Consider the following 25,941-nt stretch of genomic DNA (forward strand, 5'->3'; position numbering starts at 1 on the left):
CCCTGACGCGTATCACGGGCGCCCGCGCGGCCGAAGCGCCGCCGGAGGGGAGTCGCCGGCTCCGCCGGACCGCCGGGCCCCGACCCCGATGCGTGCCCGACCCCACCCCGAACGGGTCAGACCGCCGCGTCGGCCGTCCCGCCCTCGGCCCCCGCCAGCGCTCCGGCCGGATCGTCGTCCGCCGGTCCGGCCGGAATCCAGCGCCCGCCCTCCTTGCGGTACGGCCACCAGCGCCCGTCGCGGTCGAGCCGGAGCTGGAGGCCGGCCCCCGCCACGGTCCAGCGGGCCCGCCCGCTCGCCCGCAGCGGCGGCCGCTCGCCCGCCTCCCACGCCTCGCCGAGCCGGACGCGGGCCCGCTCCAGGTCCTCCTGGCCCGGTGTCCACTCCTCGTCCAGTACGGCGAGCGCCGCGGCCCCGCCGAACCGCCAGGCGCGCACCGCCGTGTCCAGCTCCGCCGCCGACCGGCCGGAGCCGATGGCCAGCAGGGCCCCGATCCGCGGTTCCGGCCGGGCGTCCGCGGCCAGCCGCACCGCGTCCTGCGCCGGGGCCGGCTCCGGCGGGACCGGCTGCTCCTCGTGGCCCGGCGCCAGGGCGTCCAGCAGCATCCGGCGGGCGCGCACCGCGCTGTCGGCCGCCAGTACCTCCAGGGCCGCCGGGTCGATCCCGGCCGGCGGACGGGTCTCCGTGTCCAGCGACGGTCCGCGTCCCGGCTCGTCGGGGACGGGCGGGGGCGGGGGCAGAGGCGGCAGGATCCCGGCCGCCGCGAACGCTTCCCCGGCCGGTACTCCGCGCGCCTCCCGCCGCGCGTCGTCGGCGGACTCCCGCTCCCCGCCGTCGTCCGCCCGGGCCGCACGGGCGGCGCTGCGGACCTGCAACTCGTCCAGCAGCCGCCGCTCGTCACGCCCCCGCATCAGCAGCAGGACGAACGGGTCCTCGTCCAGCAGGCGCGCCACCTGATAGCAGAGAGCACCGGAATGCGGGCAGTGGTCCCAGGCCCCGCAGGTGCACTCCGGCTCCAGGTCCCCGATGCCGGGCAGCAGTTCGACCCCGGCGCCCGCCGCGTCCTCCACCAGGTGGGGCGGCATCTCCCGGTCCAGCAGCGCCGCGATGTGCCCGGCCCGCTCCACGGCCATGTTCAGGAACCGGTCCCACTCGCCCTCGTCGAGCTGCTGGAGCAGGACGTCGCTGCGGTGGGCCGTGCCGTCGCGGTCCCGCACCATCGCCGTGATCCGCCCCGGCCGTACGGAGACCGCCCCGACCCCGCCCTTCCGGGCCAGCAGGCGGCCCTGCTTGAGCTGCTGGCCGTCCAGCGCGGTGTCCTCCAGGGCCTGGAGCCAGGCCCTGCCCCACCAGGAGGAGGCGAAACCCCTGCCCGGCGCCGGCGGAAGCGCCGCGAACGTACGCTCCACCCCGCGACGGCCCTCGCGCGCGGCAGCCTCCTCGTCCCCGTCCGGGGCGTCCGCCCCGCCCCGCCCGTACCCGGTTCCGTACCCCGCCCCGTACAGGCGGTCGTCCTCGTAACCGTCGCTCATCGCGCGCCCCCTCGCAGCTCGACCAGGTCGGCCAGTTCCGCATCGGTCAGTTCGGTCAGTGCCGCCTCGCCGGAGCCGAGCACCGCGTCCGCGAGGCCCTGCTTGCGGGCGAGCATCTCGGCGATCCGGTCCTCGATCGTGCCCTCGGCGATCAGCCGGTGCACCTGCACCGGCTGCGTCTGGCCGATCCGGTAGGCACGGTCCGTCGCCTGGGCCTCGACCGCCGGATTCCACCAGCGGTCGAAGTGCACGACGTGGCCGGCCCGGGTGAGGTTGAGCCCGGTCCCCGCCGCCTTGAGGGACAGCAGGAACACCGGAGCCTCGCCCGCCTGGAACCGGGCCACCATCTCCTCGCGCCGGGCCACCGGCGTACCGCCGTGCAGGAACTGGGTTCCCACGCCGCGTGCGGCCAGGTGCTCCTCCAGCAGCCTGGCCATCTGCACGTACTGGGTGAAGACCAGCACCGAACCCCGCTCGGCGAGGATCGTGTCCAGGAGTTCGTCCAGCAGTTCGACCTTCCCCGACCGGTCCGCGATCCTCGGCCGCTCCTCCTTGAGGTACTGCGCCGGGTGGTTGCAGATCTGCTTCAGCGCCGTCAGCAGCTTCATCACGAGCCCCCGCCGCTCGAAGCCGTCCGCGGCGGCGATCTCCGCCAGGGTCTCGCGGACCACCGCCTCGTACAGACCGGTCTGCTCCGGCGTCAGCGACACGGCCCGGTCGGTCTCGGTCTTCGGCGGCAGCTCGGGCGCGATCCCCGGGTCGGACTTCCGCCGCCGCAGCAGGAAGGGCCGGACCAGTGCGGCGAGCCGCTCGGCGGCGGCCGGGTCGTCGCCGCCCTCCACCGCCGCGGCGTAGCGCGTACGGAACGTGCCCAGGCGGCCGAGGAGGCCGGGCGTCGTCCAGTCCAGGATCGCCCACAGCTCGGTCAGGTTGTTCTCGACGGGGGTGCCGGTGAGCGCGACCCGGGCCCGCGCCCCGATCGTGCGCAGCTGCTTGGCCGTCGCCGAGTGCGGGTTCTTGACGTGCTGCGCCTCGTCGACGACGACCATGCCCCAGGGTGTGGCGGCGAGCCGCGGCGCGTCGAGGCGCATCGTGCCGTACGTCGTCAGGACGAACTCGCCCTCCGCCAGCCCTTCCAGGGAGCGGGAGGCGCCGTGGAAGCGGCGGACGGGGACGCCCGGCGCGAACTTCTCGATCTCCCGCTGCCAGTTGCCCATCAGCGACGTCGGGCACACCACCAGCGTCGGCCCCGCCGCCTCGCGGTCGGTCTGCCGGTGCAGATGCAGCGCGATGAGGGTGATCGTCTTACCGAGCCCCATGTCGTCGGCGAGGCAGCCCCCCAGGCCGAGAGAGGTCATGGTGTTCAGCCAGTTCAGTCCGCGCAGCTGGTAGTCGCGCAGGGTCGCGGAGAGCGCTTCGGGCTGCCCGACGCTCTGCTGGGCGGCGGACTCCGGATCGGCCAGCCGGTCGCGCAACCGCTGGAGCCATCCGGTCGCCGCCACCTCGACACGGCGGCCGTCCATCTCCGTGGAACCGGTCAGCACCGCGCCCAGAGCGTCGATCGGGGTGACCTTGCGGCCTTGGGCCTCCCGCGCCCGGCGTACCTCCTGCGGGTCGACGAGCACCCACTGGTCGCGCAGGCGCACGATGGGCCTGCTGGACTCGGCGAGTCGTTCCACCTCCTCGCGGGTCAGCCGCCGGTCGCCCAGGGCGAACCGCCAGTCGAACGAGAGCAGGGCGTCCGCGGAGAGGAACGACGGCATCTCCGCGGACCTTCCTCCCCGCCGCCCGGCGCCCGCCCCGTCCGCGAGGTCCCGTCCCTCGGCGTCCGGGTCGTCCGGGCCGATCACGGCGCGCGCGGTGAGCTTGCGGGCCAGCTCCTTGGGCCAGTGGACCTGCACCCCGACGGCGGCCAGGGCGCGGGAGGCGGACCCGAGGAGTTCGGCGATCTCCTCGTCGGCCGGTTCCACCGAGTCCGGCACCGCGGCGGAGAGCAGCGGCGCCAGCGGGGGCCACGCGCGGGCGGCGCGCCGCAGGGTGAGGAGAGCGTCCATCCGGGCGCGGGGCCCGAACATCGCGGCCGTCCGCGAGGCCCCCGCCCACACCTCGGCCGCGTCGGCGACGAGGGAGGGGTCGCTGACGCTGTGGATCTGGAGCACCGCCCGGAACGACGGCGCGACCGCCTCCGCACCGGAATCCCGCCCGTCCGCTCCCGGGACGGCACGGGAACCCGCGCTGTCCGCGGGGTCGGCCGCCCCCGCCTCGCCGCGCCCGAGCGCCACCCCCGAGACCTCGATACGCAACGAGAGCCGCACACCGGCGTCGTGACCGGCCGCCACATCGGCGGCCCAGTCCCGCCCCTCGGGCAGACGGCACGGCTCCTGCGCGGTGAAGGCGGGGCCGCCGACGGCGAAGCCGGCGGCCGGCGTACGGGGCATGGTGTCGGCCACCGCGTCGAGGAACGCCCGCAGCAGGTGTTCCGGCTCGGGCAGCGACGGCTCGTCGTCGCCCGGGAGGGGCGTCGCGTGCGCGGTCGGCGGCATCGACGCCGCCAGTTCCCGCAGACGTTCGAGGTCGTCGGGGCCCAACGGTCCGATCCGCCAGGCGTCGTGATCGGTGCTGCTCAGCCCCGGCAGCAGCAGCCCGCGGGCGACGAACTGGAGGCCCAGGAGGGCGGCGGCGCCCCAGAACGCGGTGGCGGGGGAGGCGTGGGCGACGGCGCGCGCCCGGGTCAGCACCGGCAGGGCGTCCCGTACGGGGAGCCGGAGCGCGGGAACCGTACGGGGTCGCAGATCGTCCCCGACCACGGTCAGCTCCGACAACGCCCCCGGACCCTCGGGAGGGGCGCCACCGTCCAGGTCCCAGAACGCGACGCAGCCGGTGCGAGCCGGGTCCGCGGGGATGAAGACCGCGGAGCAGCGGGACAGTCGGGCGATCCCGGAGGGTGTTGCCGCAGGGTGTCTGTGCACAGCGATGTCAGATTCCTCAAATTTGACTAGTGGGCGGAGTCGCCGAGGGTATCTCTTTTCGCGCGCCCGGGGGCCGCATGGTCGTGTGGCATGCGTCACTCTCTCCTGGAAAGTGGCGCTGATGGGGAACGCGAGCGCGCCCGGGCGCGTTCACCGGGCAGGAGCGGCGCCGGCCGCGGAGGAGGCGTGGACCATGTCGAACGGTGCGAAGGCCGCCATCGGGGGCGTTCTCGCGGCAGCGATCCTGTGGCCCCTGCTCGGATTCTGGTGGGCGCTGCTGATCGTGGTCGGGGTTCCCGCGGCGGGCTATCTGCTGCTGGACCCGTCCCAGCGGAGCCGGCTCCGCCGGATCAACCGCAAGCGGATCGGCCGCTGACCGCCGACGGCGCGGGCGTCACGCTGGACGGACGGCCAGCCCGTCCAGCGCCATGAGCAGGCCGGGAAGGGCTGCTCCCCGGCCCACCGGAATGACGGTCCCCGGCTCCTCGTCCAGCAGGAACAGGGCGATGTCGTCGGTCCGCGCCACCATCGACCACCCCGGCCCGTCGACGCGCAGGGTGCGGGCCTCGGCCGAGGCGTACGAGGAGCGGATCCGGCCGGGCGGCGGCGGAGCCGTCGTGTAGGCGGCCGCCTCCGACAGCGCCCTGCGTACGCCGGGATGGCGTACGGCGGCAGAGGCGTCGTCCGCCGGCTCTCTTCCGGCGTCGCCCTCCGGACCGGCGTCCGGCCGCACCACCTGCGCGTCGTCGAGCTGCCCGCGCCACACCGGCCACTGCGCGGCGATCTCGTCCGCCCCGAGCCGTCGCTGCGGCGGGCCCCACGCCTCCGGGTCGGGCGGGGCCAGCGGTGCGGGGCCCTCCGCGTCCGTCTCCGGATCATGCGGTTCGGGGACGCCCGGAGCCGAGACGGCGAGCTCCATCGGCCACCCCGGCAGCGCGCACACCACGGAGCGCTCGTCGGGGGAGAGGTCGTGCTCCAGGCCGCAGTCCCACGCGGCGATGGCGGCGGCCACCTGGGAGGCGTCCTCCACGACCACGGTCCACCGGGCCCCTTGGCCGTCCTGCCCGAGCACCAGGCCGTAGCCCTCCTCGTACGGTGCGAGCGCGAGCGCGGCGCACGCGGCCGGGTAGTCGTCCCCGAGCACGCCGGGGAACCGCGCGGGCGTCAGCAGCATCGCGGTCAGCACCAGCAGGGCGTCGTCGTCGACCGCGGCCTCGGCGGCCGCGTCGTCCGCACCGGGCGCGGCGCCCTCCCCCTCGCTCATCGCGCACCCGCCCCTCTTCCGGTCTGGCCGTCGTGGCCCGTGGGCGCACCCTAACTACTCGGTAACCTCCTCGTCGAGGCCCTGGCGACCGTCGGTGATCCGGGGGCCGGGCCACTCGTCCGGGTGGGTCTGGCCGCGCGTCTGGGCGCGCGCGGGCTCTGTGCGTAGGGTTGAATTTCCGGCCGAACGAGGGGACAGCATGGTGAAGCGGTACGACCGGCTGAAAGAGATCCAGGCACTGGACCCGGAGCGGGACTACCACGAGATCTACCGGCTGACCGTCGCCCACGAGTTCCCCTGGGACGTCACCCGCGCCCTCGAACTGGCCCTGTACCGTACCTACGCCGTGCCCAGCATCGGCCGACTCCTGGACGAGACGGCGGAGCTGACGGACCGTTCCCAGAAGCGCTACGACGACACCGCCCTGCTCCTCGACGCGGTGGCGGAGCACGGCTTCGACGCCGCCGAAGGCCGCACGGCCATCCGCCGGATCAACCAGATGCACCGCAGCTACGACATCGGCAACGACGACATGCGCTACGTCCTGTGCACGTTCGTCGTCACCCCGAAGCGCTGGCTGGACGATTTCGGCTGGCGGCGCCTCTGCTGCCACGAACGGCGCGCCTTCGCCGCCTACTACCGCACTCTCGGCGCCCGGATGGGGATCAAGGACGTGCCGGAGAGCTACGAGGAGTTCGAGCGCACCCTCGACGCCTACGAGGACGAACACTTCGGCTGGGACGAAGGGGCCCGCCGGGTCTCCGACGCCACCTTGGCGCTGATGGGCTCCTGGTACCCGGCGCCGCTGGCCCCCCTGGTGCGCGGCGCCGCCCGCGCCCTGCTGGACGACTCGTTGCTCACGGCGTTCCGCTACCCCCGCCCGGGGCCGGTGGCGCGCGGAGCGACCAGGGGCGCGCTCCGGCTGCGGGCCCGTGCCGTCCGGCTCATGCCGCCCCGCCGCCGGCCCCACTACGCGCGGCAGAACCCCGAGATCAAGGGGTACCCGGACGGGTACGAGATCGCGAAGCTCGGTACGTTCCCCGTACCGGGTGTCCGGGGCTGCCCCGTTCCCGGCCGTCGGCAGCCCCGGACGCCGGCCGGGTGACGCGGCCGCCGCGGGCCGGGGTGCCGTCCCCGTCCTCGTGTCCTCGCGAGACCTTCAGCCCTGTTTGACGGCGAGGGCGAGGAAACGGTCGTCCTCGTCGGTGTAGGACTCCAGCCGCCACCCCGCACCGGCCAGGAGAACCCGCAGTCGCGGCTCGGCCCGCAGATCGTCGTCGGTGGTGGTGCGGCCCTGGCGCGCGGCGAGGGCGGCCCGGCCGATCGGGTGGAACAGGGCGAGCGTCCCGCCCGGCCGTACGACGCGGGCGAGTTCCGCCACATCGGCCTCGGGCCGGGCCAGATGGGAGAGGAGTCCGGCTCCGAACACCGCGTCCAGAGCTCCGTCGCGCAGCGGGAGCCGCGCGACGTCGGCCCGGAGGAGCGCCCCGCTGCCGCCCCGCCCCGCCCGTACGGCTTCCGCGAGCATGGCCGGGGTGAGGTCGGCGCCCAGCACCGTGCCCTGCGGCCCGACCACCGCCCGCAGCGCGGGCAGCGCGCGCCCCGTGCCGCAGCCCGCGTCGAGCACGGCGTCCCCGGGACGCAGCCCGAGCAGGCCGGCCGCGGCGGCGTAGGCGGGACCGTCGTCGGGGAACCGGCTGTCCCAGCCGGCCGCCCGGGGGGTGAAGAAATCCAGGACATGGGTGTGGTCGTCGGCCATGAGGACATGGTCGCGCAGCCGGGCGGGGCGTGTCACCGGACCCCCGAGCCCGTCCAAGAGAAGCGCGATGAGGGCAGGATGCGGCAAGGAGAGACTGCGGCGAAGCCGCATCGGTCAACAACGATCAACCCGCGCGAACGAAGCGGACGGGTCGCCATGCTGTCGTCCCGAAGCGATTCCTGAGGAGAGAGAGGGAACGCATGCCCTCCGAGCGCGCCGACAGCGGCCTGGAACGTCGCACCGCCCACCGTGCCTTCGGGGACATCGGCAGGACCGTGCTCGGGGAGGACATCGCGCTCAACGTGAAGCTCGTCGTGGCGGGCGGCAGCGGCGTGGGCAAGACGACCCTGGTCGGCTCGGTGAGCGAGATCCGCCCGCTGCGCTCGGAGGAGGCGGCGGACGGGGGCGGGAGGGAGGGGAGCGGCGCCGGGGGGAGGACACGGGGGACCACGACGACCGTAGCGATGGATTTCGGCCGTATCACCGTCCACGCGGGGCTCTCGCTGTACCTGTTCGGCATGCCGGGCCAGGACCGCTTCCGGTTCCTGTGGGACGAGCTGTGCGCGGGCGCGCTGGCGGCGGTCGTGCTCGCCGACGCCCGGCGGCTGGAGGACTGCTTCACCGCCGTCGACCAGGTCGAGCGCGCACGGGTGCCGTTCGTGGTCGCCGTCAACCGCTTCCCCGAGGCCCCCGGCCGTACGGAGTGCGACGTGGCGCGGGCGCTGGGCCTCGACCGGGGCACGCCGGTCGTGCTGTGCGACGCGCGGGACCGGGCCTCCGGAAAAGAAGTCCTGATCCGCGCGGTCGAGTACGCCGGCCGGGTGCACACCGCCCGGCTGCTCGCTTCCCTCGGCTGACGCTCCGGAGCCGGGCCCCTGTCAGTCGGCCATGTCGGCCATCGCGGTCACCTTGTCGATCCGTACCCGCACGACCAGTTCGCCCGGCACGCCGTTGCGGCGTCCGAACTCCTCGGCGTCGTCCGCCGCCACGTAGCGGCGGGCGATCAGCGTCGCCCACCGCAGGAGCTCGTCCGGGTCCTCGCTCAGCTCGGCGCGTCCGTTCACCACCGCGAACGCGTACGGCGGCCGGTCGTCGTCCACGCACAGGGCGACCCGTCCGTCGCGTGCGAGGTTGCGTCCTTTCACGGTCTCCTTGCCGGTGTTGAAGACCACCGAGTCGCCGTCGAGGAGGAACCAGACGGGTGCGACGTGCGGACTGCCGTCGGCCCGCACCGTCGAAACCTTCGCCGTGCGCGTGCCTTCCGAGAGGAAGGCCCGCCATGCGTCTTCAGTCATGTGGTGTGCCATGGGCCCCATCCTGAGCCCCTTGCGCGGATGGCGCGAAGCGGCGCCCCGAGACGGGAGGGGCGCTTGCTCCTACGGGGCGGGTGCGCGAGGCTGGCGGGCGTAACGGGGGCACGGGGAACGAAGGCACGGGGAGGACGAGCACATGCCGCTTGACCGGGGACTCGACTGGCTTCTCGACGATCTCACGAAAAGGGTGCAGTTCATACGGCACGCCTTGGTCCTCTCGAACGACGGGCTGGTCACCGGGGCCAGTACCGGACTGGCCCGCGAGGACGCGGAACACCTGGCGGCGGTCGCCTCCGGTCTCCAGAGTCTGGCGCGCGGATCGGGGCGCCACTTCCGGGCGGGCCGGGCCCGCCAGACGATGGTGGAGTTCGACGAAGCGCTGCTCTTCGTGACGGCCGCCGGCGACGGCAGTTGCCTCTGTGTGCTGACCGCGGCCGAAGCCGACGTCGGCCAGGTCGCCTACGAGATGACCCTGCTCGTCAACCGGGTCGGAGAACACCTCGGAGTCTCCGTCCGCCAGGGCGGCCCCGACGATCTCGGACCCTTCTGACCTGCTTCTTCTCCGCTCCCCGCAGAGTTGTCCACAGGACTGACGGGCGATGGCTCTTCTGGGCTACCGTGATCACGGAGAGTAGTCGAGATGGCGGGGGAGACAGCCATGACAGTCAGCGGAGCGCTGCGGGCGGACGTCGGCGGCCGGAACGCACGAGCCGTGCGGGCCGAGGACACGCGGGTGGGGGCGGACGCCCCCGCGGCGGTGACGCGTACGGAGGGCACCGGCGGACGGGGCGGGGGCGCCGCCCGGACGGCGACGGTCGCGGCCGGGCGAGCCGTTCGTGAACTCGGCCTCCGGCGCGCGGAGTTCGAGATCGCGGTGCACCTCGGGCTGATCGCCGTCGTCACCGGTCCGGACGGTGGACGGCCACGCGTGCACGAGGAGGAGATCGAGCGTCTACGGGGGTTGCCGGGTTTTCCCGGCAGCTTGACGGAGAGGGTCCGCACCGTCGGCACGGCGGAGGGCGCGGCCCTGATGGGTATCGCCCCGGCCAGGTTCACCCGGCTGGCCCGGGCAGGTTGCGTCTCCCCGGTGACGTTCTATCTGAACCGGTACCGCGCGGTGGTGTGGCTCTATCTGGCGGACGAACTCGTCGCGTTCGCGGCCCGGGAGCCCCAGTTGCTCGGTGGGCGGATGGCCGGGGAGGTGCGCGCCGCCCTGGAGGCGGGTACCGACCTGCGGGCGCGCAACTGGCGCTCGCAGCGGATCGACCGGCTGGTGAACCGCTCGCGGGATCCCTGGGAGCGGGCGGCGGCCCACGCTTCCGCGCTGGACCCGGTGCAACTGGCGGAAGTGGTGGACGACCCCTATGAACGTGCTCATCTCGCACGGGTCCGTCCGGCGCCGGTCTTCGGACGCCCGGTCTCGATGGCGGCGAGGGAGGCCCTGGCGGAGCTGATGCCGGCCGACGACCCTGACGAGATCCTCTGGCGGCGGGTCAACCTGGCGCTTGAACTGGACCGGGCGCGCGAGCACCGGCCGGCCCCGACGCCGGGGAGCGACGCCGGGACTCGCAGGGCTTCGGCTGCCGAGGCCGTCGCCGGGAGCGGAAAGGGCGCGGAAAGCGAGGAGAGCGCCGGGAGGCGGGGGGCGGTGGCGGCACGCTCCGCTCCCGGGAGCCGATCTGCGGAAGTGGCCCGGCCGTCCGTCGACGAGTCGACACCGCCGGTCTGCGTCAGGGCGTCGCGTTCCGCCGTTCCCGGTGGTCCGAGGGCGAAGAGGCTCCTCACCAGGCTGGGATGGCGCGGCCGGGGCGAGGGATAACTTTTCGCGCCGACCGACCGTATGGGCCATCCTGGCAGGATGTTGATCAGAGAAGCCACCGCGAAGGACTGGCCCGCCATCTGGCCCTTCTTCCACTCGATCGTCTCCGCCGGCGAGACACTCACCTACCCGCTCGATCTCGGACAGGAGGAAGCCGAGGGGTGGTGGTTCGTCCCGGCGCCGAGCCGCGTGGTCGTCGCCGTCGACGAGGCCGGGACGGTGCTCGGTACGGCGAAGATGAACCGCAACCACATGGGCAACGGCTCCCACATCGCCAGCGCCACCTACCTGGTCGATCCCGCCTGCTCCGGCCGGGGCGTGGGACGCGCGCTGTGCGCGTACTCCATCGACTGGGCGCGCGCCGAAGGATACCGGGCCATGCAGTTCAACGCGGTGGTCGAGACCAACACCTATGCGGTCAAGCTGTACCGGTCGCTCGGGTTCGAGGTGATCGGAACGCTGCCGGAGGGCTTCCACCATCCGGCCCAGGGCTATGTGGGGCTTCACATCATGCACAAGGCCCTGTGACGGCACGCCCGATGGCCGTCCTCGCGGGCGGACGTCCGCGCACGATGACGGGCGGCGCCTGTGCGAACCATGCACTTTCGGCCACTGCCGGAGGGGACGGGGCGGAGCGGCCGCCCGCAGGGCGGGAAGTGGCGGGGAAGCGAACCGAGTTGGTACGCCGGATTGTTCATGGGGCGGGTGAGTCGCCGCGGGGCGAGGGCAGTACTGTGCGCCTCACCGCCATCGGGGCGATGAGAAACAGCTGGAGGAAAAATCCATGACCATACCCAGGAGATCGTGGCGTGGCGCGGGAGCGTTCGTGGCCGCCGCGGTCGTCGGTCTGACCGGAGGCGTCATCTCCGCCGGTCCGGCCGCGGCTCACACCCCCACCTGGGACGTGACCTGCTCCGAGGTGACCGTCGACCTCATCGACTACACGGACGGCGTCCCCAACACGGTGACCGTCACGGTGGACGGGAAGGACCTGCTCCCCACCGAGACGTTCGGCCGTGAGTTCCACAAGAAGCTGACGCTGCCCGAGCACGACCAGCCGCTGACCGTCCGACTGGTCGTCAAGGACGCCGACGGCGACGGCAAGCACTCCATCGACAGGACGAAGACGGCGGAGGTGTGCGAGGAGGAGCCCAGCCCCACCCCGCCCCAGCCGACTCCGAGCGAGCCGACTCCGAGCGAGCCGGCCCCGTCGCAGTCCACCGGGACGCCCGAGCCGAGCGCCACCCCCAGTGAGCAGCCTTCGGAGTCCGCGCCCGCCGTGCCCGCGCCGAGCCCGAGCTCGCCGGACCTGGCCGAGACGGGCTCGTCCTCGTCGACGCCGATCATCGGTGGCGCCGCTGTCGCGGTGCTGCTGGCCGGTGGCGGCATCCTGTGGGCCGTCCGCAAGCGCCGTACCGCCCAGAACTGACGCTTCCGTTCAGCGGATCGGCTGAGTCGAGGGGGGTGCGGGGCGGCGCAGCCGTGCCGCCCCGCACCTTTCTCCCGGCTCCCCGCCACCCCGCGACCCCGTCATCGCTCCGGGCCCGTGACCGTGGCCGGCGGCGCGGTGGCCGGCGGGGGAGCGGGGCCGATCTCGCACCAGACGGCCTTGCCCTCGCCCCGCGGTTCGATCCCCCAGCGGGTGGCGACGGCGTCGAGCAGGAGCAGCCCTCGGCCGGAGGTGGACGTCTCGCCCGGCGTACGCCGACGGGGCCAGGCGCTGGACCGGTCCTGGACCGCCAGCCGGATCCGGCGCACCGGCTCGGGAAGCACTTCCAGGGTCAGGACGGCCCCGCCCTCGGTGTGCAGGAGCACATTCACCAGCAACTCGCCCGTGACCAGTTCGGCGTCGTCGGCGAACTCGTCCATGCCCCAGTCGGCGAGGGCCTGGCGCACGATCGCGCGGGCGTCCGAGAGCCCTTCCGGGTCCGCCTGGTGGATGTACTGGTGGAGCCGGGGCGCCTGCGATGTCCCCACATCCGGGCTCCGGCGCAGGACCAGCAGGGCCACGTCGTCCCCGGCGCCCCAGCGCTCCCACAGCCGTTCCGACAGGTGGTCGGCCAGGGCCTCGGCCCCGGCGGGCCCGGCGCTCACCTCATGGCGCAGCGCGTCGATCCCGGTGTCGAGGTCGGCCCCGGGCTCCTCCACCAGCCCGTCCGTGTACAGCACGAACGTCTCGCCGGGCACCAGATCGAGCCGCGTCTCCGGGTACTCCTCGTCCAGGAGGTCCGTGGAGATGCCCAGCGGCAGCCCGCCCCGCACCTGCGGGCTGCCGACCCGCCCGTCGACGTGCCGGATCATCGGACCGAAGTGCCCGGCCCGTACCACCCGCACCGCCCCGGACGCCAGGTCGACCTGGGCGTACGTGCAGGTGGCGAAGCGGTCGGTGTCCAGTTCGGAGAGGAAGCGGGAGGCCCGGGCCAGCACGGAGGCCGGCGGGTGCCCCTCGGAGGCGTACGCGCGCAGGGCGATACGCAACTGGCCCATGATCGCGGCCGCGTGGGTGTCGTGCCCCTGGACGTCCCCCACGACCAGCCCGTACCGGTTCTTGGGCAGGGTGATCACGTCGTACCAGTCGCCGCCGACCTGACGGCCGCTCCAGGCGGCGTGGTACCGGACCGCGATCTCACCGCCCTCGACCTCCTGTATCCGGGAGGGGAGCATCGCGGACTGGAGCTGGGTGGCGAACTCGCGCTCCTCGTCGAAGAGCATCGCCCGTTGCAGGGACTGCGCCACGATGGCGGCAAGCCCCAGACACAGGATGCGTTCGTCCGCGTTGAAGACCGTGCGCTCGCGGTAGAAGAGGGCCAGGCCGCCGAGCGACCGGGCCTGCGCCACCAGCGGGAGGTACGCCGCCGCCCGGAACCCGAGCCCGCCGAGGCGGGGCTCCAACTCCGGGTAGCGACGGGCGAGCGCGGCCGGCGAGGTGATGAACCGGGGGCGTCCGCTTCGGATGGTGTCCGTGAGCGGGAGGTCGCGGTCGAGATCACCGGAACCGAGGCCGTCGAGGGCCTCCAGCGACTCGCCGCTCAACGCGACGATGTTCAGCGTGGAGTTCTCCACGAGCCCCAGGGCGAGACCGTCCGCCCCGAGCCGGGCCAGCCCCCCGGGGCCGGTGAGGGCGGCCGTCACGTCGTCCACGGTCACCGCACGGGACATAGCGCTCGTTGTGCGTTCAACGATATCGGTCTGGCGCTGCCGCCGCTTTTCCAGATTGAGGACGAAGGCCGAATGGGTGGCCTCCGCCGTCGCGTCCCGGACGATCCCCACGATCCGGTGGGCCTTTCCGTCCTTCGACCGCAGAATGCGGGCCTGGACATGCGTCCACTGCGTGGTCCCGTCGTCGAGCGGCACGGTGAAATGGACGCTGTAGGAGTTGCCACCGCCGGTGATGGCCTCGTCGACCGTGACGTCGAGCCTGGCCCGCTCCGCCGGTTCCAGACGTTCCAGCAGGATGCCCGGCCGGGAGTCGAACGCCGCGGGGGCCACGCCGAACACCATGAGCCCGGCCTCGTCCACGTCAACGACCCCGGTGTCCAGGTCCCAGTCGAAACTGCCGGTCCGGTTCATGGCGAGGCGTTCCGGCGGCCGGATCTCTCCGTTGTTCTTCCGGCCGAGCGGGCGGAGCGGAGCGGCTTCGGCGTCCTGCCGCCGTTCGTCGTCGGTCATTCCTGCTCCGGAGATCGTCCGGTCGGGCCGTGCGTCGGTGCACCCCGTCGGCCTCAATTGTCGAGCCGCGACCACCGGAGTGCCACAGGGCTCACCCGGCCGATCCGCCCGCCTTCGGCCCCCGCCCCCAGGAGATCCGTACGGTCGCGTTCCCACCCGTCCCCCGCGTTTCCTGTCGTACCGGGGGCCGCGGAAGGGCGGCGGGGACCATCAGCGATCATGGCGGGGAACCCCGCGGTCCATCAGCATGTCCACGACCCAGTGAGCGGAGCGCACGCATGAACGACGACCGGCCCGTCCTGCTGGAGACGCGGGGCGCATGCCTGCACCTGACCCTCAACCGCCCCCGCGCCCTCAACGCGCTCAGCCACACCATGGTGCGGATCCTCCACGAGGCCCTGGACCGCGCCGAGCAGGATGAGGCGATCACCTCCGTGCTGCTGTCCGGGGCGGGCGACCGGGGCCTGTGCGCCGGCGGCGACATCCGGGCCCTGCACGACGACGCCCGGGCCTCGGGGCGGGCGTCGCTGGAGTTCTGGCGGGACGAGTACCGTCTCAACGCCCGCATCGCCCGATTCCCCAAGCCCTACGTCGCCCTGATGGACGGCATCGTGATGGGCGGCGGCGTGGGGGTGTCGGCCCATGCCGACGTCCGGGTCGTCACCGAACGCTCACGTGTCGCCATGCCCGAGACGGCCATCGGCTTCGTGCCCGATGTCGGAGGCACCCGCCTGCTGGCCGCGGCCCCGGGCGAGTTGGGTGCCCATCTGGCGCTCACGGGCCGCTCGATCGGGGCGGCCGACGCCCTCCTCTGCGGTCTGGCCGACCACCACGTCCCGGCCCGCCTCCTGCCGGCCCTGGCCGAGGCGCTGGGCGATCCGGCCCTCCCCGGCGAGTCCGTCGCGGGAGTCGTCGAACGGTTCGCCACGCAGCCGCCCACCGGAGACCTCGACGCACAGCGCGACTGGATCGACGACTGCTACGCGGCGGAGAGCGTGGAGGAAATCCTCCACCGGCTGCGGGCGAGCGGAGTCCCCGCAGCGCGGGAGGCCGCCGACGAGCTCCTGACCAAGTCCCCGCTCGCGCTCAAGGTCACCCTCGCCGCTGTCCGCCGGGCAGCCCGGCTCGACAGCCTGGAAGCCGTACTCGATCAGGAGTTCCGTGTCTCCAGCCGGGCCTTCGAGCAGCCCGACTTCGTGGAGGGGGTGCGCGCCCGGATCATCGACAAGGACAACGATCCGCAGTGGAAGCCCGGCACCCTCGCCGAGGTCGACGACGAGCAGGTCGCCCGGTTCTTCGCCCCGCTCGGCCCCGGCGAGCGGGAGCTCGGTCTCGCCCGGCCCTCCGCGAACGCCCCGGCGCGGGGTGCTCGCACCCCGGGGGCAGAGGCCGGGTAGGACGAACCGGTGCTGCGCCGGTCCTGCCCGGCCGGCACACGCTCCGGCCAGGACTTGTCCGGCCGGTCGTGCTGCTCGTCGGACTGGTGCCCACACGTCCCGTGGGCGCCGGCCCCGTGCCCGCCCGAGGCGCGTGTTCTGGCGCTCGGCGGGATGTCCGAGAGCGGCAAGAACACCGCGGGGGAGTACCTGCGCACTCGACACCGTCACGCACGCCTGCTGCACGCCCTGACCCTTCTCGGCACCGGCGCCCATCTCCCGTTCTGGGCCCGGCCCAGCGTGTCCGTCCCCGTTCCGCTGCTCGCCGAGGACGTCGCCGCGAGCCGGGAAGCAGGTGTCCAGTCCGCCGTCGAAGTCCGCAGACAGTTCCGCGAAGGCGCCCCCGGTCTGCGGGTCCTGTTCAAAGTCACCGCCCTGCCGGCCAAGGTCCTTCTCCGGTTCGACGGCATCGAGCAGCCGGGCGGCAGCGAGGCCCTCCACCCCCTCCCTCGACAGCGGCCCGGATCCCCTTCATGGCCTGGTGGACGGAGCCCGCCCCGGCGGGGAAGCCGCCCAGCAGCTCGCCCATCTCGTCCTCGGCCAGTGGACGAACACCCTGCCCACCGTGTCCGAAGGAGCCGGAACACCGTGAGCCCCTCCGCGTACTTCCACAAGGTCCTGTCCGCCGGGCCCCGCGCGGACGCGGAGGAATTCGGCTGACTCCAGGCCGCCGGGCGTCTCCAGGTCCCGGCCCTCGTCTACCGCACCCGGCGCGACGACCACACGGAAGTGACCACCTACGAGGAGGTGTTCGGCGGCCCCCTTCGCCGGGGGCGCGTTCGACCGGCGCCTCGCGATGGCCAGGTCCCGTGTGCGACACATTCGCCCGGTCCTCGCGGGCGAGGCTCAAGAAGTACGCCCCGAACGTGCCCGCCGAGACCCGTGAGCCGGCGAGGCCGGCCAAGAAGGTCTGGAGCAGCCCCATGGAGAAGCCGGCCGCGGAGGCCGCCGACGCCGACTGCCGCACGGTCTGCCACGCGGTGAAGGCCGGCTGGTGGACGGAGCCGCCGCCCCTGTCCGGCGCCTTCGGCCCCCCCATCCGGACCTCCCGGACTGCGCGAGCGGTGCGGGAGGCGTAAGGCTGGAGACCGAGCCGGTGGTGGCGGACACGGGCCTGTGGAGTATCCCTCCGTCGTCGAGCAGAGGAGAGAGACCATGGCTGACCAGCGCGAGGAGACGGGCCGCATCGTGGTCGGGGTGGACGGTTCGGACTCGTCCAAGCAGGCCCTTCGCTGGGCCGTGCGGTATGCGAAGGCGACCGACGGCGTGGTGGAGGCGGTGACCGCCTGGGATTTTCCGCAGTTCCACGGTGCGCTCGGCTGGATGCCCCCGACCCGCGGCGACGAAGCCGCCCTGGAGGACCAGGCGCGCCGGGACCTCGCGGTCGCCGTCGAGGAGACCGTGGGACCGCAGCCGCCGGTCGAGGTGCGTGCGGAGGCCCGTTACGGATCCCCCGCCGGCGTGCTGATCGACGCGTCCCGCGGCGCGTCCCTGCTGGTCGTCGGAAGCCGTGGTCTCGGAGGCTTCTCGGGGCTGCTGCTGGGATCGGTGGCCCAGGCATGTGCGCAGCACGCGTCCTGCCCGGTCGTCGTGTTCCGCGACGACGGCAAGTGAACCCCCGGCCGGGCGACGCGTACCCCGGTCGGCCGGTACAGAGGGGCGGGCCCCCTCCACCAGGTGGTGGAGGGGGCCGCCGGGTCAGCGATGCGCCGGTCGTGTACGCCGACGCCGGTCAGCCGCGGTGTTCGCCGGCCTGCCCGGGCAGCAGCCCCAGGGCGGTGTCGGCGATGTCGCCCGGGGGCGGCGCCGCGTCCAGCGTGGCTCCGGGCTCGTCCGGTGCGACGGGTTCGAGCGCGGCCAGTTGCGAGTCGAGGAGCGATTCCGGCATGAAGTGCCGGGTGCGGCGGCTGAGGCGCCGTGCCAGGAGGCCGGGGTCGGCGGTCAGGTGCAGGAAGTAGACGCTCGGACAGTCCACCCGCAGCGCATCCCGGTACTTCCTCTTCAGCGCGGAGCAGGCGATCACACCGCCGGTGCCGGCCGCTTCGCGCTCGTGCAGCCAGGAACCGATGGACTCCAGCCACGGGCTCCGGTCCGAGTCGTCGAGCGGGACGCCGGCCGACATCTTGGCGATGCTGGCCGGCGTGTGGAGGTCGTCCGCCTCGGCGAAGGGGACGCCCAGCCGCTCCGCCAGCAGGAGGGCCACGGTCGTCTTGCCGGTCCCGGAGACACCGGCGACCACGATGCACGGGGGACGGGAGGGGGCGTTGTGAGACATCCCGGTACTTCCTCCACTCGATCAGCGCGCGGGCGGCCCGTCCGAGCCCGCCGGGTACTCCTCCAGCGGAACGAGGCCGTTGTCCCACGCGGTCAGTACGGGTGTCAGAACCCGCCAGGCCTCCTCGGCCTCGTCCCCGCGGATGGCCATGGCGGGATCCCCGGTCAGTACGTCCAGGAGGAGTCGGCCGTACGCGGGCAGCTCGGGCGGTTCCATGCGCGCGGTCAGCGAGAGCGGAGAGAGGGTGTGGGCACGGGCTCCGATACTGGTCAGGTCCAGGGCCAGCCCCTCCGGTTCGAGTCCGAAACGGAGCACGTTGGGCAGGGCCTCACCGCCCTGGCCGATGGGCAGGTGCGGAACGGACCGGAAGTGTACGGCGACCTCCTTGCGGTCGGCGCCCAGCGCCTTGCCGCTGCGCAGCCGGAAGGTGGTCCCCGCCCAGCGCCAGCTGTCCAGCTCCAGTTCCACCTCGGCGTAGGTCTCCGTACCGCGTGCCGGGTCCACGCCCTCCTCGTCGGCGTAGGCGGGCACGTCCCGGTCACCGATCCGGCCGGGCAGGTAGCGGGCGCGGCGGGTGCGGCGTACGACGTCCTCCTCGGTCAGGGGCCGTACGGACCGGAGCACATCGACCTTCCGGTCGCGCAGGTCCCGCTCGCCGAGGGTGATCGGCGGCTCCATGGCCACCAGGCAGAGCAGTTGCAGCAGATGGTTCTGCACCATGTCCTTCAGCGCGCCGACGGAGTCGTAATAACCGGCCCTGCCCTCCAGCGCGAGCGTCTCGTCCCACACGATGTCCACCTGGGCGATGTGGCTGCTGTTCCAGGTGGCTTCGAGGACGCGGTTGGCGAGCCGGCTGCCGAGCACGTTCTGCACGGTCGTCATGGCCAGGAAGTGATCGACCCGGAACACGGCCTGCTCCGGCACGAGACCGGCGAGGAGACGGTTCAGCTCCTGCGCCCCGGCGAGGTCTTCGCCGAACGGCTTCTCCAGCACGACCCGGCTTCCCGCCGGCAGGCCCGCCTCGTGCAGTGCGGTGACCACGACGGGGAAGAGCACCGGCGGGAGCGCGAGGTAGACGGCCACGGGCCCCTCCCCGGCGATGGCCGAGGCGACGTCGGCGGGGTCGGTGACATCGGTCCGCCGGTAGCGGACGGCGTCCGCTACGGCCTTCGCGGCATCGGCCGGAGCGTCTCCGCCATGGCGGTCGAGCTGGGTGGTCACCCACTGCCGGTACCGCTCGCTGGTCCAGTCCTCACGGCTGGCGCCGGTCAGTTGGAAGCGGTCGCCGAGGTGTCCCGCCGCCCGCAGAGCGGCCAGGGCGGGCAGGAGGTAGCGGGCGGTGAGGTCGCCCGTCCCGCCGAGGACGACAAGCCGGTTGATCATGTGCTGAGGTCCGCTCTCGCTCGGGCGAGGTTCACACCACTCGCGATGACTCCGATGTGACTGAAGGCCTGGGGGAAGTTGCCCATGAACTCTCCGGTGGAGGGATGGATCTGTTCCGACAGCAGCCCCAGCGGGCTCGCACGGGCGCACAGCGAGGCGTACAGCTCCTCCGCCGCCTCGACGCGCCCCTGCCCGATGAGGTTGTCGACCAGCCAGAAACTGCACAGGAGGAAGGCGCCCTCATCGCCGGCCAGGCCGTCGGGCGACTCCTCGTGCAGATAGCGGTGGAGCAGACCGTCACCGGCCGACAAACGCCCGGCGATGGCCGCGGTGGTGGCCGCCATCCGTGGGTGATCGGTCGGCACGACCCGCCGCAACGGGAGCGCGAGCAGGCTGGCGTCCAGGACCCCGCCGCCGTCGAGGTGCGCGCTCAGGGTCTGCGCCTTCTCGTCCCAGGCCTCCTCCAGGATCAGCCGGCTCAGCCGGTCGGCCGAGGACTGCCACCCCTCGACACCCCCGGGAAGGCTGAACCGGCGGCCGATGGACGCGGCCCGGTCCAGGGCGACCTGGCACATTCCGGCCGAGTACGTGAACACCCGGCCCTTGCTGCGGACCTCCCAGATGCCCTGGTCGGGCTGGGACCATGCCTGCGACGCGCTGTCGGCCAGCCCGGCCAGACTGGCCCACAGCGCCGGCTGGATCTCGCCGCCGGAGCGCAGCCACTGGTCGGCGCAGTCCAGGATCTCGCCGTAGACGTCGTGCTGGCGCTGGTCGGCCGCGCCGTTGCCCCACCGCACCGGGGCGGAACGCCGGTAGCCCGCCAGTTCGCCGTCCTCGATCTCGTCCGGTACGGGGCTGCCGTCCAGGGAGTACATGATCCGGGGGCTGCGGCTGTACTCGAACGCGTCCAGGACCCAGCCGAGGAAGGCGCCGGCCTCGCCGTCGAACCCGATCCGGCGCAGGGCGAAGACGCCGTAGGCCGCGTCCCGGATCCAGGCGTAGCGGTAGTCCCAGTTGCGGATCCCCCCGATCGGCGCGGGCAGCGAGGAGGTGGGGGCCGCGAGCATCGAGCCGTTGACCCAGTCGTCGCACAGCTTCAGCGTGATCGCGGAACGCCGTACGAGGGGTTCCTCGGGACCGTCGTAGCTGAAGTGCCGCATCCAGCCGCGCCAGGCGTCGGTGGTGGCCCGGAGCATCGCGTCGGTGTCGAACCGGTGGTGGCGATGGAAGCGGCCCCAGGACAGCGCGAGATCGAGCCGTTCCCCCTGCCGCAGGTCATAGGTGGTCTTCAGATGGGCGAGCGGCCGGTTGGAACGCAGATGGAGCCGCAGGTCGGGCCGCCGGGACGGGCGCAGTTCCAGCCCGCTGAACAACGGGCGCACCTGCCCTCCGCCGCGGGGCTCCAGATCCATCCGCAGCCGGACGTCGCCCTCCAGGACCAAGGCGGAGCGCACGAGTTCGCCCCGGTGCGCGGGGGCGTCGTCGGTGAGATCGGTGCCCGGGCGCAGGACGAGGGCGTCGGTGACGCGGACCACGCCGGTGGGACCGCGCAGCTCGGTGATCAGCACGCCGGTGTCGGGTTCGTACCGCTGCCGCGCCTCGGTCAGCCCCTCCGGGGCCAGCGCGAAGCTTCCTCCGCGCGCGGGGTCCAGCAGGCCGCAGAACAGCGGCTCGGAGTCGAAGCGGGGCAGACACATCCAGGGAATGGAACCGTCCAGGCCCACCAGCGCGGCCGTCGAACCGTCGCCGATGAGACCGAAGTCCTCCAGCGGGAGATAGTCCGCGTGCCGTCGGACAGGCCGGAAGGGGGGATCAGGATCGTGCATGCCGTCTCACTTCCACCCGGGGACCGCGCCTAGAAGGTGATCATGACCTTGACGACGTTCTCGAGCTTCTTGTCCGCCACCTCGAAGGCGCGCTCCATGTCGTCGAAGCGGAACTCGTGGGTCGTCATGTGGGACGGGTCCACGCGCTTGGCCTCCAGGATCCTCAGCAGGCGCTCCATGCGCAGTCTGCCGCCGGGGCACAGGCCCGTGGCGATCGTCTGGTCGGCCATGCCCACGCCCCACTCGACGCGGGGGATGCGGACGAACTCACCGTCGCCGAAGTAGCCGATGTTGGAGATCGTGCCGCCGGGCTTGGTGATCTTGACCGCCGTCTGGAACGTCGCGTCGGCGCCGAGCGCCTCGATGGCGGTGTCGACACCCTGGCCCCCGGTCAGTTCGCCGATCCGCTCGACGACGTCCTCGCTGGTGAAGTCCACGATCTCGTCGGCGCCGTAGGTGCGCGCGAGAGCCTTCCGCTCGGGGACCGACTCGACCGCGATGACCAGTCCGGCCCCGCACAGCCGGGCCCCCACCGTCGCCATCAGACCCACGGGCCCCTGCGCCAGCACGGCCACGGTCCCGCCGATCGGGATGCTGCCCTTCTCGGCGCCCATGAACCCGGTCGACAGCATGTCGGCGCAGTAGACCGCCGCCTCGTCGGAGATGCCGTCGGGGATCTTCGCGAGGTTGGCGTCGGCGTCATTGACGTGGAAGTACTCCGCGAAGACGCCGTCCTTGGAATTGGCGAACTTGAAGCCGCCGAGCGGGCCGCCGGACTGCGACGGATACCCGTTCTGCGAGGCCGGGTCGCCCCAGTCGGGAGTGATGGCGCCGACCAGCACCCGGTCACCGGGCCGGAAGTCCTTCACCTCGGCGCCGACGGCGTGCACGACCCCCACCGCCTCGTGGCCCAGCGTGAGATTCTCCCGGGGGCCGATGCCGCCCTGGACGGTGTGGGAGTCCGAGGTGCAGATCAGGGCCCTGGTCGTCCGCACGACCGCGTCGCCCGGCCCCGGCTGCGGCTCCGGCTTCTCCATGAAGCCGACGCTGCCGATCTCCTTCATCACAAAAGTCTTCACGGTCCGGCCTTCCTGCCTGGCACGCCGCGGCCGACGAACAGACGTCGAAGGTCCCTCATGGACAGCGTGCTCTCCCACGCTCTCAGAGCCCGGCCCACCCCGCGATCCCGCCGCTTCCCCGGTGCGCCGTTTCAGTGAAGCGCCCGCGGCGGGGCGTCAGCCGTCGCGCCGGTCCAGGGTGTAGCGGCGCCGGTGGCTCAGGGCGAGGGCCATCACGGCCGCCGGCACGACGGTGAAGCCGAGGAGGGGGACGGTCGGCGCCGAGTCGGGCCGGGCGACGGGGTCGTCGGCGGTGTTGGTGACGTAACCGCCCGGGGCGAGGGCCGCGGAGCGGACAGAGGGACCGTCGCCGTGCCGGTCGCCTCGGTCGCCGTCCGGACCCCGGTGTACGCGCCGGCCTTCGACGTCGCGGCCGCGTCCGACGATGCCGCCGCGAAGGCGTCGGGAAGCGTCGAGAACGCGAACAGCTGCGACCTCTCGAAAGCGACGCCCATCGCCGTCACCACGACGGAGGCGACCGTGACCGCTACGTCCCCGCCGAGCGCCGCACCGAGGAGCGGCGCCGGCGGGCCCGCCGTGAAGGACGTCTGGGAGAGCGGTCCGAACTCGGCTGTTCCGTAGGCCCGTTAGCCTGTCCGCCGGCCCTGCGGTCCGTCCCTCCGGACCGTTGGGCGCCCTTCACCATCCCAGCGAACGAAGGCACTCCCTTGCTCCTGAGACGAAGAGCGACCTCCAAGATCGCCCTGGGTATCGCCGCGTTACTCGCCCCCACGCTTCTCAGCACCCCGACCACCGCCGTGGCCGCGACTGCGGCCGGTCCCGGTTCGTCGGCGGCCGCCCCGGCCACCTCCTCCTTGACCTGGCAGGGGTGTGGCGGCGACACCCCCGCCACCGTCGAGTGCGCGACCCTCAAGGCGCCTCTCGACCACCGCAAGCCGGGCGGCAAGGAGATCGCTGTGGCGCTGTCGCGGATCAAAGCCGCCGACCCGGCCGAACGCCGCGGAGTCCTCCTCTTCAACCCGGGCGGCCCCAGCAGTTCCGGGCTCTTCTATCCCCTGGCACTCAGCGGTTTTCTGCCGCAGTCCGTGAAGGACCGGTACGACCTGATCGGTTTCGATCCGCGCGGGGTCGGCGCCAGCACTCCGCTCGCCTGTGGCACGACCACCGCCGACGAACGGCTGACGTACCGGCCCTACAAGGACGCGACGTTCGCCAAGGACGTCGCCTGGGCGCGCGACATCGCGGACCGGTGCCGTAACCGCAGCAAGGAAACGCTCCGGCACATCACCACCCGCAACACCGCCCGCGACATGGACCTCATCCGCGCGGCCCTCGGGGAACGGAGAATCTCCTACTTCGGGCTCTCGTACGGGACCTATCTCGGTTCTGTGTACACCCAGCTGTACCCCCGCCGGGTCGACCGGTTCGTCCTGGACAGCGCGGTCGACCCCAAGCGGGTCTGGAGGAGCATGGGGCAGGCCTGGGCGGAACAGGCCGAGACCGCGTTCGACCGCTGGACGGACTGGACCGCTCGTCATGCGGCACGGTACGGACTCGGTGACACGCCCGCCGAGGTCGAGAGGCTGTTCTGGGACATCGTGGCGCGCGCCGACCGGGAGCCGCTCGATCTCGGCGGTACCAGGTTCGACGGCGCCGAGGTCCGCGAGTACATCCGCTGGGAGATCACCCACCCGTCCGTCGCCGCCAGAACCCTGGGGCTGCTTCGGGACGCCGCCGCGGGCAAGCCCGTCCCGACCTTTCCGACCTTCGTACCGACCGACAACGAGCTGGCGAGTTACCTCGCGATCGTGTGCGGTGACACCCGCTGGCCCACCGCCTCCGCCGTCTACCGAGCCGACGCCCGGCGCGACAGCGTCCGCTACCCCCTGTACGGCGACTCCGTCTCGAACATCTTCCCCTGCGCCTACTGGGACCGCCCGATCGAAGCGGCCACCACGATCGACAACAAGGCGCCCGCACTCATCGTCCAGAACGAATGGGATGCGCAGACCCCTCTGGCCACCGCACTCGGCATGCGTCGGGCGATGAAGGGCTCCCGGCTCGTCACGGTGGACGAGGGGCAGGGCCACGGGGTGTACTCGCTCGGTATCAGCGCATGCGCCGACGATGTCGCCACGCACTATCTGACCACCGGCAGGCTTCCGGCCCGGGACATCGCCTGCGCGGCTGACCCGCTTCCGGCGGGAGACTCCCGTTCCGCCTCGCCGGGCCCCGCCACGGCGCCGGCCCGCCTCCCCTTCTCCGGCCGCTGAGCCCTGGCAGACGTACCTCCTGGTAGAAGGCGGTGGAAGACCTTGCTGCGGGGCTGTCCGACCTCCGGCTGGGCAGCCCCGTCCTCGTCAGCGGACCGGCCCGCGTTCTCGGAGTCCGGTGTCCCCACCGGCCCGGTGAACCTCGTTGCCGCCGGGATTTCAGCAGAGGGCCGCACGCTGTCACCCGGGGGAGTGGCTCGCGGGCGTACGGCCTCGTCAGGGCTCCTGTGCCGGGAGCCTTCCTGACACGATCGGTGCCGATTCCCGTCCGGGAGCATCACGCGAACCTGTCGGTCGTGGGCAGTTCACCGAGAAGGGGTGCGCGCCGCCGCCTTCGTCAGGGAAGCGCGTCCGCACAGCCGTCCGAAAGGCGACCATGACGTCATCGAGCACCTCTGCACCGGCCAACACTGCCGGCCCCGGCGGCACCACCCTCGTCTACGGCAAGGGCGCCGGGGCACAGCCCGGCCACACCCTGCGGGTCTATGCCGATCTACGGTGCCCCTTCTGCAAACGCATGGAGCGAGGTCTCGGCCCGGTCATGGAGAAGCTGGCCGAGGAGGGTCACGTCACCCTCGAGCACCAGTTCGCCACGTTCATCGACGGCGGAGCCGGCGGCACCGGGTCGCTGTGCGCGCTGAGCGCCGTGGGAGCGGCGTCCGACGCGGGCGCGGCGACCGCCCTGCGCTATATCCGCTCCCTGTTCGCCTCTCAACCCGCCGAGGACGATGATGCCTTCGCCGACACCGGCGTCCTGCTGCGTCTGGCCGAGGAGGTGGACGGGCTGCGCGGTCCCGACTTCGACCGCAAGGTGACCGAGGGCTTCTACCTCCCCTGGGCCCGCCGTGTCTCGGCGGCCTTCGAGGCCAGTGGTGTCACGGGCACACCCACCGTGCTCTTCGACGGCCGCCCCGTCACCGTCATCAACCCCATGGGCTATGCGGTGACCCCCGAAGCGTTCCTCGCCGAGTTGAACCTGGACTGAGCGTGACGTTTGACCACAGGCGTTCGGCGGAGTCGCGGCAACGGCGACCTGAGCGGTCCAGGACCCGGGTTCCCGGGGCGGGCCCCGGGCCACGTCGACGTCGGTTTCGGGGAAGCCGTGTGAGAGTCCCATTCTTCCCCGTCGTGGCTGAGTGGCCGGTCGCTGGTCCTTCGAGCCGGGCGGCCGGCCTGGGCCGGGGCGGGACGGTTTCGGTGCGCCGACCGGAGAGCCGGTCTCCGCGTGCAGGTTCCTGAACCCTCTGGGGGCGGGGCGGGCGTGAGCTTGGTCGGCTCGGTCGGCTTCTCCCGGGGCCCGCCCGGTCGCCACGGGGCGGCGGCGACCAGCCGGTCGAGGACGAG

General features: G+C 73.0%; 23 protein-coding genes. 13 read left to right on the forward strand and 10 right to left on the reverse strand.

The window, feature by feature from the left end:
• Positions 1-116 precede the first annotated feature (116 nt).
• Both ACH4K1_RS19010 and ACH4K1_RS19015 read right to left on the reverse strand, forming a co-directional pair.
• Positions 117-1,532, reverse strand: a complete 1,416-nt coding sequence (locus tag ACH4K1_RS19010; RefSeq protein ID WP_398090441.1) for an SWF or SNF family helicase — start codon at positions 1,530-1,532, stop codon at positions 117-119.
• Positions 1,529-4,501 carry a DEAD/DEAH box helicase gene (locus tag ACH4K1_RS19015; RefSeq protein ID WP_398090442.1) on the reverse strand — a complete coding sequence of 991 codons (2,973 nt, stop codon included), beginning with the start codon at positions 4,499-4,501 and terminating at the stop codon, positions 1,529-1,531. Before ACH4K1_RS19015 ends, ACH4K1_RS19010 begins: the two co-directional genes overlap by 4 nt.
• 193 nt (positions 4,502-4,694) lie before the next feature.
• Here ACH4K1_RS19015 and ACH4K1_RS19020 point away from each other — a divergent pair, with 193 nt between their 5' ends.
• Complete coding sequence (locus ACH4K1_RS19020; RefSeq protein WP_398090443.1) at positions 4,695-4,877, forward strand: hypothetical protein; 183 nt, start codon at positions 4,695-4,697, stop codon at positions 4,875-4,877.
• Positions 4,878-4,895: 18 nt separating this feature from the next.
• Here ACH4K1_RS19020 and ACH4K1_RS19025 read toward each other — a convergent pair whose 3' ends face one another.
• Entirely contained in the window at positions 4,896-5,765 is an 870-nt protein-coding gene (locus tag ACH4K1_RS19025; protein ID WP_398090444.1) for a hypothetical protein, read from the reverse strand.
• A gap of 199 nt (positions 5,766-5,964) precedes the next feature.
• On the opposite strand from ACH4K1_RS19025, the gene ACH4K1_RS19030 reads away from it, so the two are divergent.
• Entirely contained in the window at positions 5,965-6,870 is a 906-nt protein-coding gene (locus tag ACH4K1_RS19030) for an oxygenase MpaB family protein (RefSeq protein ID WP_398090445.1), read from the forward strand.
• A 54-nt stretch (positions 6,871-6,924) separates the two neighbouring features.
• Here the strand turns inward: ACH4K1_RS19030 and ACH4K1_RS19035 are convergent, their stop codons facing one another.
• Entirely contained in the window at positions 6,925-7,524 is a 600-nt protein-coding gene (locus tag ACH4K1_RS19035) for a methyltransferase domain-containing protein (protein WP_398090446.1), read from the reverse strand.
• A gap of 200 nt (positions 7,525-7,724) precedes the next feature.
• On the opposite strand from ACH4K1_RS19035, the gene ACH4K1_RS19040 reads away from it, so the two are divergent.
• Positions 7,725-8,381 carry a GTP-binding protein gene (locus tag ACH4K1_RS19040; protein WP_398090447.1) on the forward strand — a complete coding sequence of 219 codons (657 nt, stop codon included), beginning with the start codon at positions 7,725-7,727 and terminating at the stop codon, positions 8,379-8,381.
• Positions 8,382-8,402: 21 nt separating this feature from the next.
• On the opposite strand, the gene ACH4K1_RS19045 is transcribed toward ACH4K1_RS19040, so the two are convergent.
• On the reverse strand, positions 8,403-8,831 hold the full coding sequence (locus ACH4K1_RS19045) for a PPOX class F420-dependent oxidoreductase (protein ID WP_398090448.1): 429 nt from the start codon (positions 8,829-8,831) through the stop codon (positions 8,403-8,405).
• Between the two features lie 142 nt (positions 8,832-8,973).
• Here ACH4K1_RS19045 and ACH4K1_RS19050 point away from each other — a divergent pair, with 142 nt between their 5' ends.
• From ACH4K1_RS19050 to ACH4K1_RS19065, 4 genes are all read left to right on the forward strand, one after another.
• Positions 8,974-9,387: a roadblock/LC7 domain-containing protein gene (locus ACH4K1_RS19050; protein WP_228994862.1), complete on the forward strand. Its 414-nt coding sequence runs from the start codon at positions 8,974-8,976 to the stop codon at positions 9,385-9,387.
• 108 nt (positions 9,388-9,495) lie between these two features.
• On the forward strand, positions 9,496-10,656 hold the full coding sequence (locus ACH4K1_RS19055) for a DUF6397 family protein (protein WP_398090449.1): 1,161 nt from the start codon (positions 9,496-9,498) through the stop codon (positions 10,654-10,656).
• Between the two features lie 39 nt (positions 10,657-10,695).
• Entirely contained in the window at positions 10,696-11,184 is a 489-nt protein-coding gene (locus ACH4K1_RS19060; protein ID WP_398090450.1) for a GNAT family N-acetyltransferase, read from the forward strand.
• A gap of 256 nt (positions 11,185-11,440) precedes the next feature.
• Complete coding sequence (locus tag ACH4K1_RS19065) at positions 11,441-12,085, forward strand: LAETG motif-containing sortase-dependent surface protein (RefSeq protein ID WP_398090451.1); 645 nt, start codon at positions 11,441-11,443, stop codon at positions 12,083-12,085.
• A gap of 101 nt (positions 12,086-12,186) precedes the next feature.
• Here the strand turns inward: ACH4K1_RS19065 and ACH4K1_RS19070 are convergent, their stop codons facing one another.
• The gene (locus ACH4K1_RS19070; protein WP_398090452.1) at positions 12,187-14,325 is read right to left on the reverse strand and encodes a SpoIIE family protein phosphatase; all 2,139 of its coding nucleotides are present in this window, start codon (positions 14,323-14,325) and stop codon (positions 12,187-12,189) included.
• A 278-nt stretch (positions 14,326-14,603) separates the two neighbouring features.
• On the opposite strand from ACH4K1_RS19070, the gene ACH4K1_RS19075 reads away from it, so the two are divergent.
• From ACH4K1_RS19075 to ACH4K1_RS19085, 3 genes are all read left to right on the forward strand, one after another.
• Positions 14,604-15,722 carry an enoyl-CoA hydratase/isomerase family protein gene (locus ACH4K1_RS19075; RefSeq protein ID WP_398090453.1) on the forward strand — a complete coding sequence of 373 codons (1,119 nt, stop codon included), beginning with the start codon at positions 14,604-14,606 and terminating at the stop codon, positions 15,720-15,722.
• Between the two features lie 848 nt (positions 15,723-16,570).
• Positions 16,571-16,840, forward strand: a complete 270-nt coding sequence (locus tag ACH4K1_RS19080; RefSeq protein ID WP_398090454.1) for a hypothetical protein — start codon at positions 16,571-16,573, stop codon at positions 16,838-16,840.
• Positions 16,841-16,916: 76 nt separating this feature from the next.
• On the forward strand, positions 16,917-17,375 hold the full coding sequence (locus ACH4K1_RS19085; RefSeq protein ID WP_398090455.1) for a universal stress protein: 459 nt from the start codon (positions 16,917-16,919) through the stop codon (positions 17,373-17,375).
• A gap of 118 nt (positions 17,376-17,493) precedes the next feature.
• Here ACH4K1_RS19085 and ACH4K1_RS19090 read toward each other — a convergent pair whose 3' ends face one another.
• Genes ACH4K1_RS19090 through ACH4K1_RS19105 form a run of 4 tightly spaced genes read right to left on the reverse strand, consistent with a single transcriptional unit; the run spans position 17,494 to position 22,324 of the window.
• Complete coding sequence (locus ACH4K1_RS19090; RefSeq protein ID WP_398090456.1) at positions 17,494-18,036, reverse strand: gluconokinase; 543 nt, start codon at positions 18,034-18,036, stop codon at positions 17,494-17,496.
• Between the two features lie 21 nt (positions 18,037-18,057).
• Positions 18,058-19,419 carry a glucose-6-phosphate dehydrogenase gene (locus ACH4K1_RS19095; protein WP_398090457.1) on the reverse strand — a complete coding sequence of 454 codons (1,362 nt, stop codon included), beginning with the start codon at positions 19,417-19,419 and terminating at the stop codon, positions 18,058-18,060.
• A complete protein-coding gene (locus tag ACH4K1_RS19100) occupies positions 19,416-21,245 on the reverse strand; it encodes a glycoside hydrolase family 15 protein (protein ID WP_398090458.1) in 1,830 nt (609 codons plus the stop codon). The genes ACH4K1_RS19095 and ACH4K1_RS19100 overlap by 4 nt, the downstream gene beginning before the upstream one ends.
• Positions 21,246-21,274: 29 nt before the next feature.
• Positions 21,275-22,324, reverse strand: coding sequence for an NAD(P)-dependent alcohol dehydrogenase (locus ACH4K1_RS19105; RefSeq protein ID WP_398090459.1), 1,050 nt, complete (start codon positions 22,322-22,324; stop codon positions 21,275-21,277).
• A gap of 351 nt (positions 22,325-22,675) precedes the next feature.
• On the opposite strand from ACH4K1_RS19105, the gene ACH4K1_RS19110 reads away from it, so the two are divergent.
• The 3 genes from ACH4K1_RS19110 (at position 22,676) to ACH4K1_RS19120 (ending at position 25,582) form a co-directional block, all read left to right on the forward strand.
• Positions 22,676-22,945 (forward strand): hypothetical protein, encoded by a 270-nt coding sequence (locus tag ACH4K1_RS19110; RefSeq protein ID WP_398090460.1) that lies wholly within the window; start codon positions 22,676-22,678, stop codon positions 22,943-22,945.
• A gap of 86 nt (positions 22,946-23,031) precedes the next feature.
• Positions 23,032-24,597, forward strand: a complete 1,566-nt coding sequence (locus ACH4K1_RS19115) for an alpha/beta hydrolase (protein WP_398090461.1) — start codon at positions 23,032-23,034, stop codon at positions 24,595-24,597.
• A gap of 376 nt (positions 24,598-24,973) precedes the next feature.
• A complete protein-coding gene (locus ACH4K1_RS19120) occupies positions 24,974-25,582 on the forward strand; it encodes a DsbA family protein (RefSeq protein ID WP_398090462.1) in 609 nt (202 codons plus the stop codon).
• The last annotated feature ends 359 nt before the right edge of the window (positions 25,583-25,941 follow it).

It is taken from the genome of Streptomyces sp. NPDC017448, from assembly GCF_044330565.1.
Classification (GTDB): Bacteria; Actinomycetota; Actinomycetes; order Streptomycetales; family Streptomycetaceae; genus Streptomyces.

Bases quoted from the DNA above. Each gene is read 5' to 3' on its own strand.
- ACH4K1_RS19010 (WP_398090441.1), bottom strand. From the start codon at position 1,532: ATGAGCGACGGTTACGAGGACGACCGCCTGTACGGGGCGGGGTACGGA.
- ACH4K1_RS19020 (WP_398090443.1), top strand. From the start codon at position 4,695: ATGTCGAACGGTGCGAAGGCCGCCATCGGGGGCGTTCTCGCGGCAGCG.
- ACH4K1_RS19025 (WP_398090444.1), bottom strand. From the start codon at position 5,765: ATGAGCGAGGGGGAGGGCGCCGCGCCCGGTGCGGACGACGCGGCCGCC.
- ACH4K1_RS19030 (WP_398090445.1), top strand. From the start codon at position 5,965: ATGGTGAAGCGGTACGACCGGCTGAAAGAGATCCAGGCACTGGACCCG.
- ACH4K1_RS19035 (WP_398090446.1), bottom strand. From the start codon at position 7,524: ATGGCCGACGACCACACCCATGTCCTGGATTTCTTCACCCCCCGGGCG.
- ACH4K1_RS19040 (WP_398090447.1), top strand. From the start codon at position 7,725: ATGCCCTCCGAGCGCGCCGACAGCGGCCTGGAACGTCGCACCGCCCAC.
- ACH4K1_RS19045 (WP_398090448.1), bottom strand. From the start codon at position 8,831: ATGGCACACCACATGACTGAAGACGCATGGCGGGCCTTCCTCTCGGAA.
- ACH4K1_RS19050 (WP_228994862.1), top strand. From the start codon at position 8,974: ATGCCGCTTGACCGGGGACTCGACTGGCTTCTCGACGATCTCACGAAA.
- ACH4K1_RS19055 (WP_398090449.1), top strand. From the start codon at position 9,496: ATGACAGTCAGCGGAGCGCTGCGGGCGGACGTCGGCGGCCGGAACGCA.
- ACH4K1_RS19060 (WP_398090450.1), top strand. From the start codon at position 10,696: ATGTTGATCAGAGAAGCCACCGCGAAGGACTGGCCCGCCATCTGGCCC.
- ACH4K1_RS19065 (WP_398090451.1), top strand. From the start codon at position 11,441: ATGACCATACCCAGGAGATCGTGGCGTGGCGCGGGAGCGTTCGTGGCC.
- ACH4K1_RS19070 (WP_398090452.1), bottom strand. From the start codon at position 14,325: ATGACCGACGACGAACGGCGGCAGGACGCCGAAGCCGCTCCGCTCCGC.
- ACH4K1_RS19075 (WP_398090453.1), top strand. From the start codon at position 14,604: ATGAACGACGACCGGCCCGTCCTGCTGGAGACGCGGGGCGCATGCCTG.
- ACH4K1_RS19085 (WP_398090455.1), top strand. From the start codon at position 16,917: ATGGCTGACCAGCGCGAGGAGACGGGCCGCATCGTGGTCGGGGTGGAC.
- ACH4K1_RS19090 (WP_398090456.1), bottom strand. From the start codon at position 18,036: ATGTCTCACAACGCCCCCTCCCGTCCCCCGTGCATCGTGGTCGCCGGT.
- ACH4K1_RS19095 (WP_398090457.1), bottom strand. From the start codon at position 19,419: ATGATCAACCGGCTTGTCGTCCTCGGCGGGACGGGCGACCTCACCGCC.
- ACH4K1_RS19100 (WP_398090458.1), bottom strand. From the start codon at position 21,245: ATGCACGATCCTGATCCCCCCTTCCGGCCTGTCCGACGGCACGCGGAC.
- ACH4K1_RS19120 (WP_398090462.1), top strand. From the start codon at position 24,974: ATGACGTCATCGAGCACCTCTGCACCGGCCAACACTGCCGGCCCCGGC.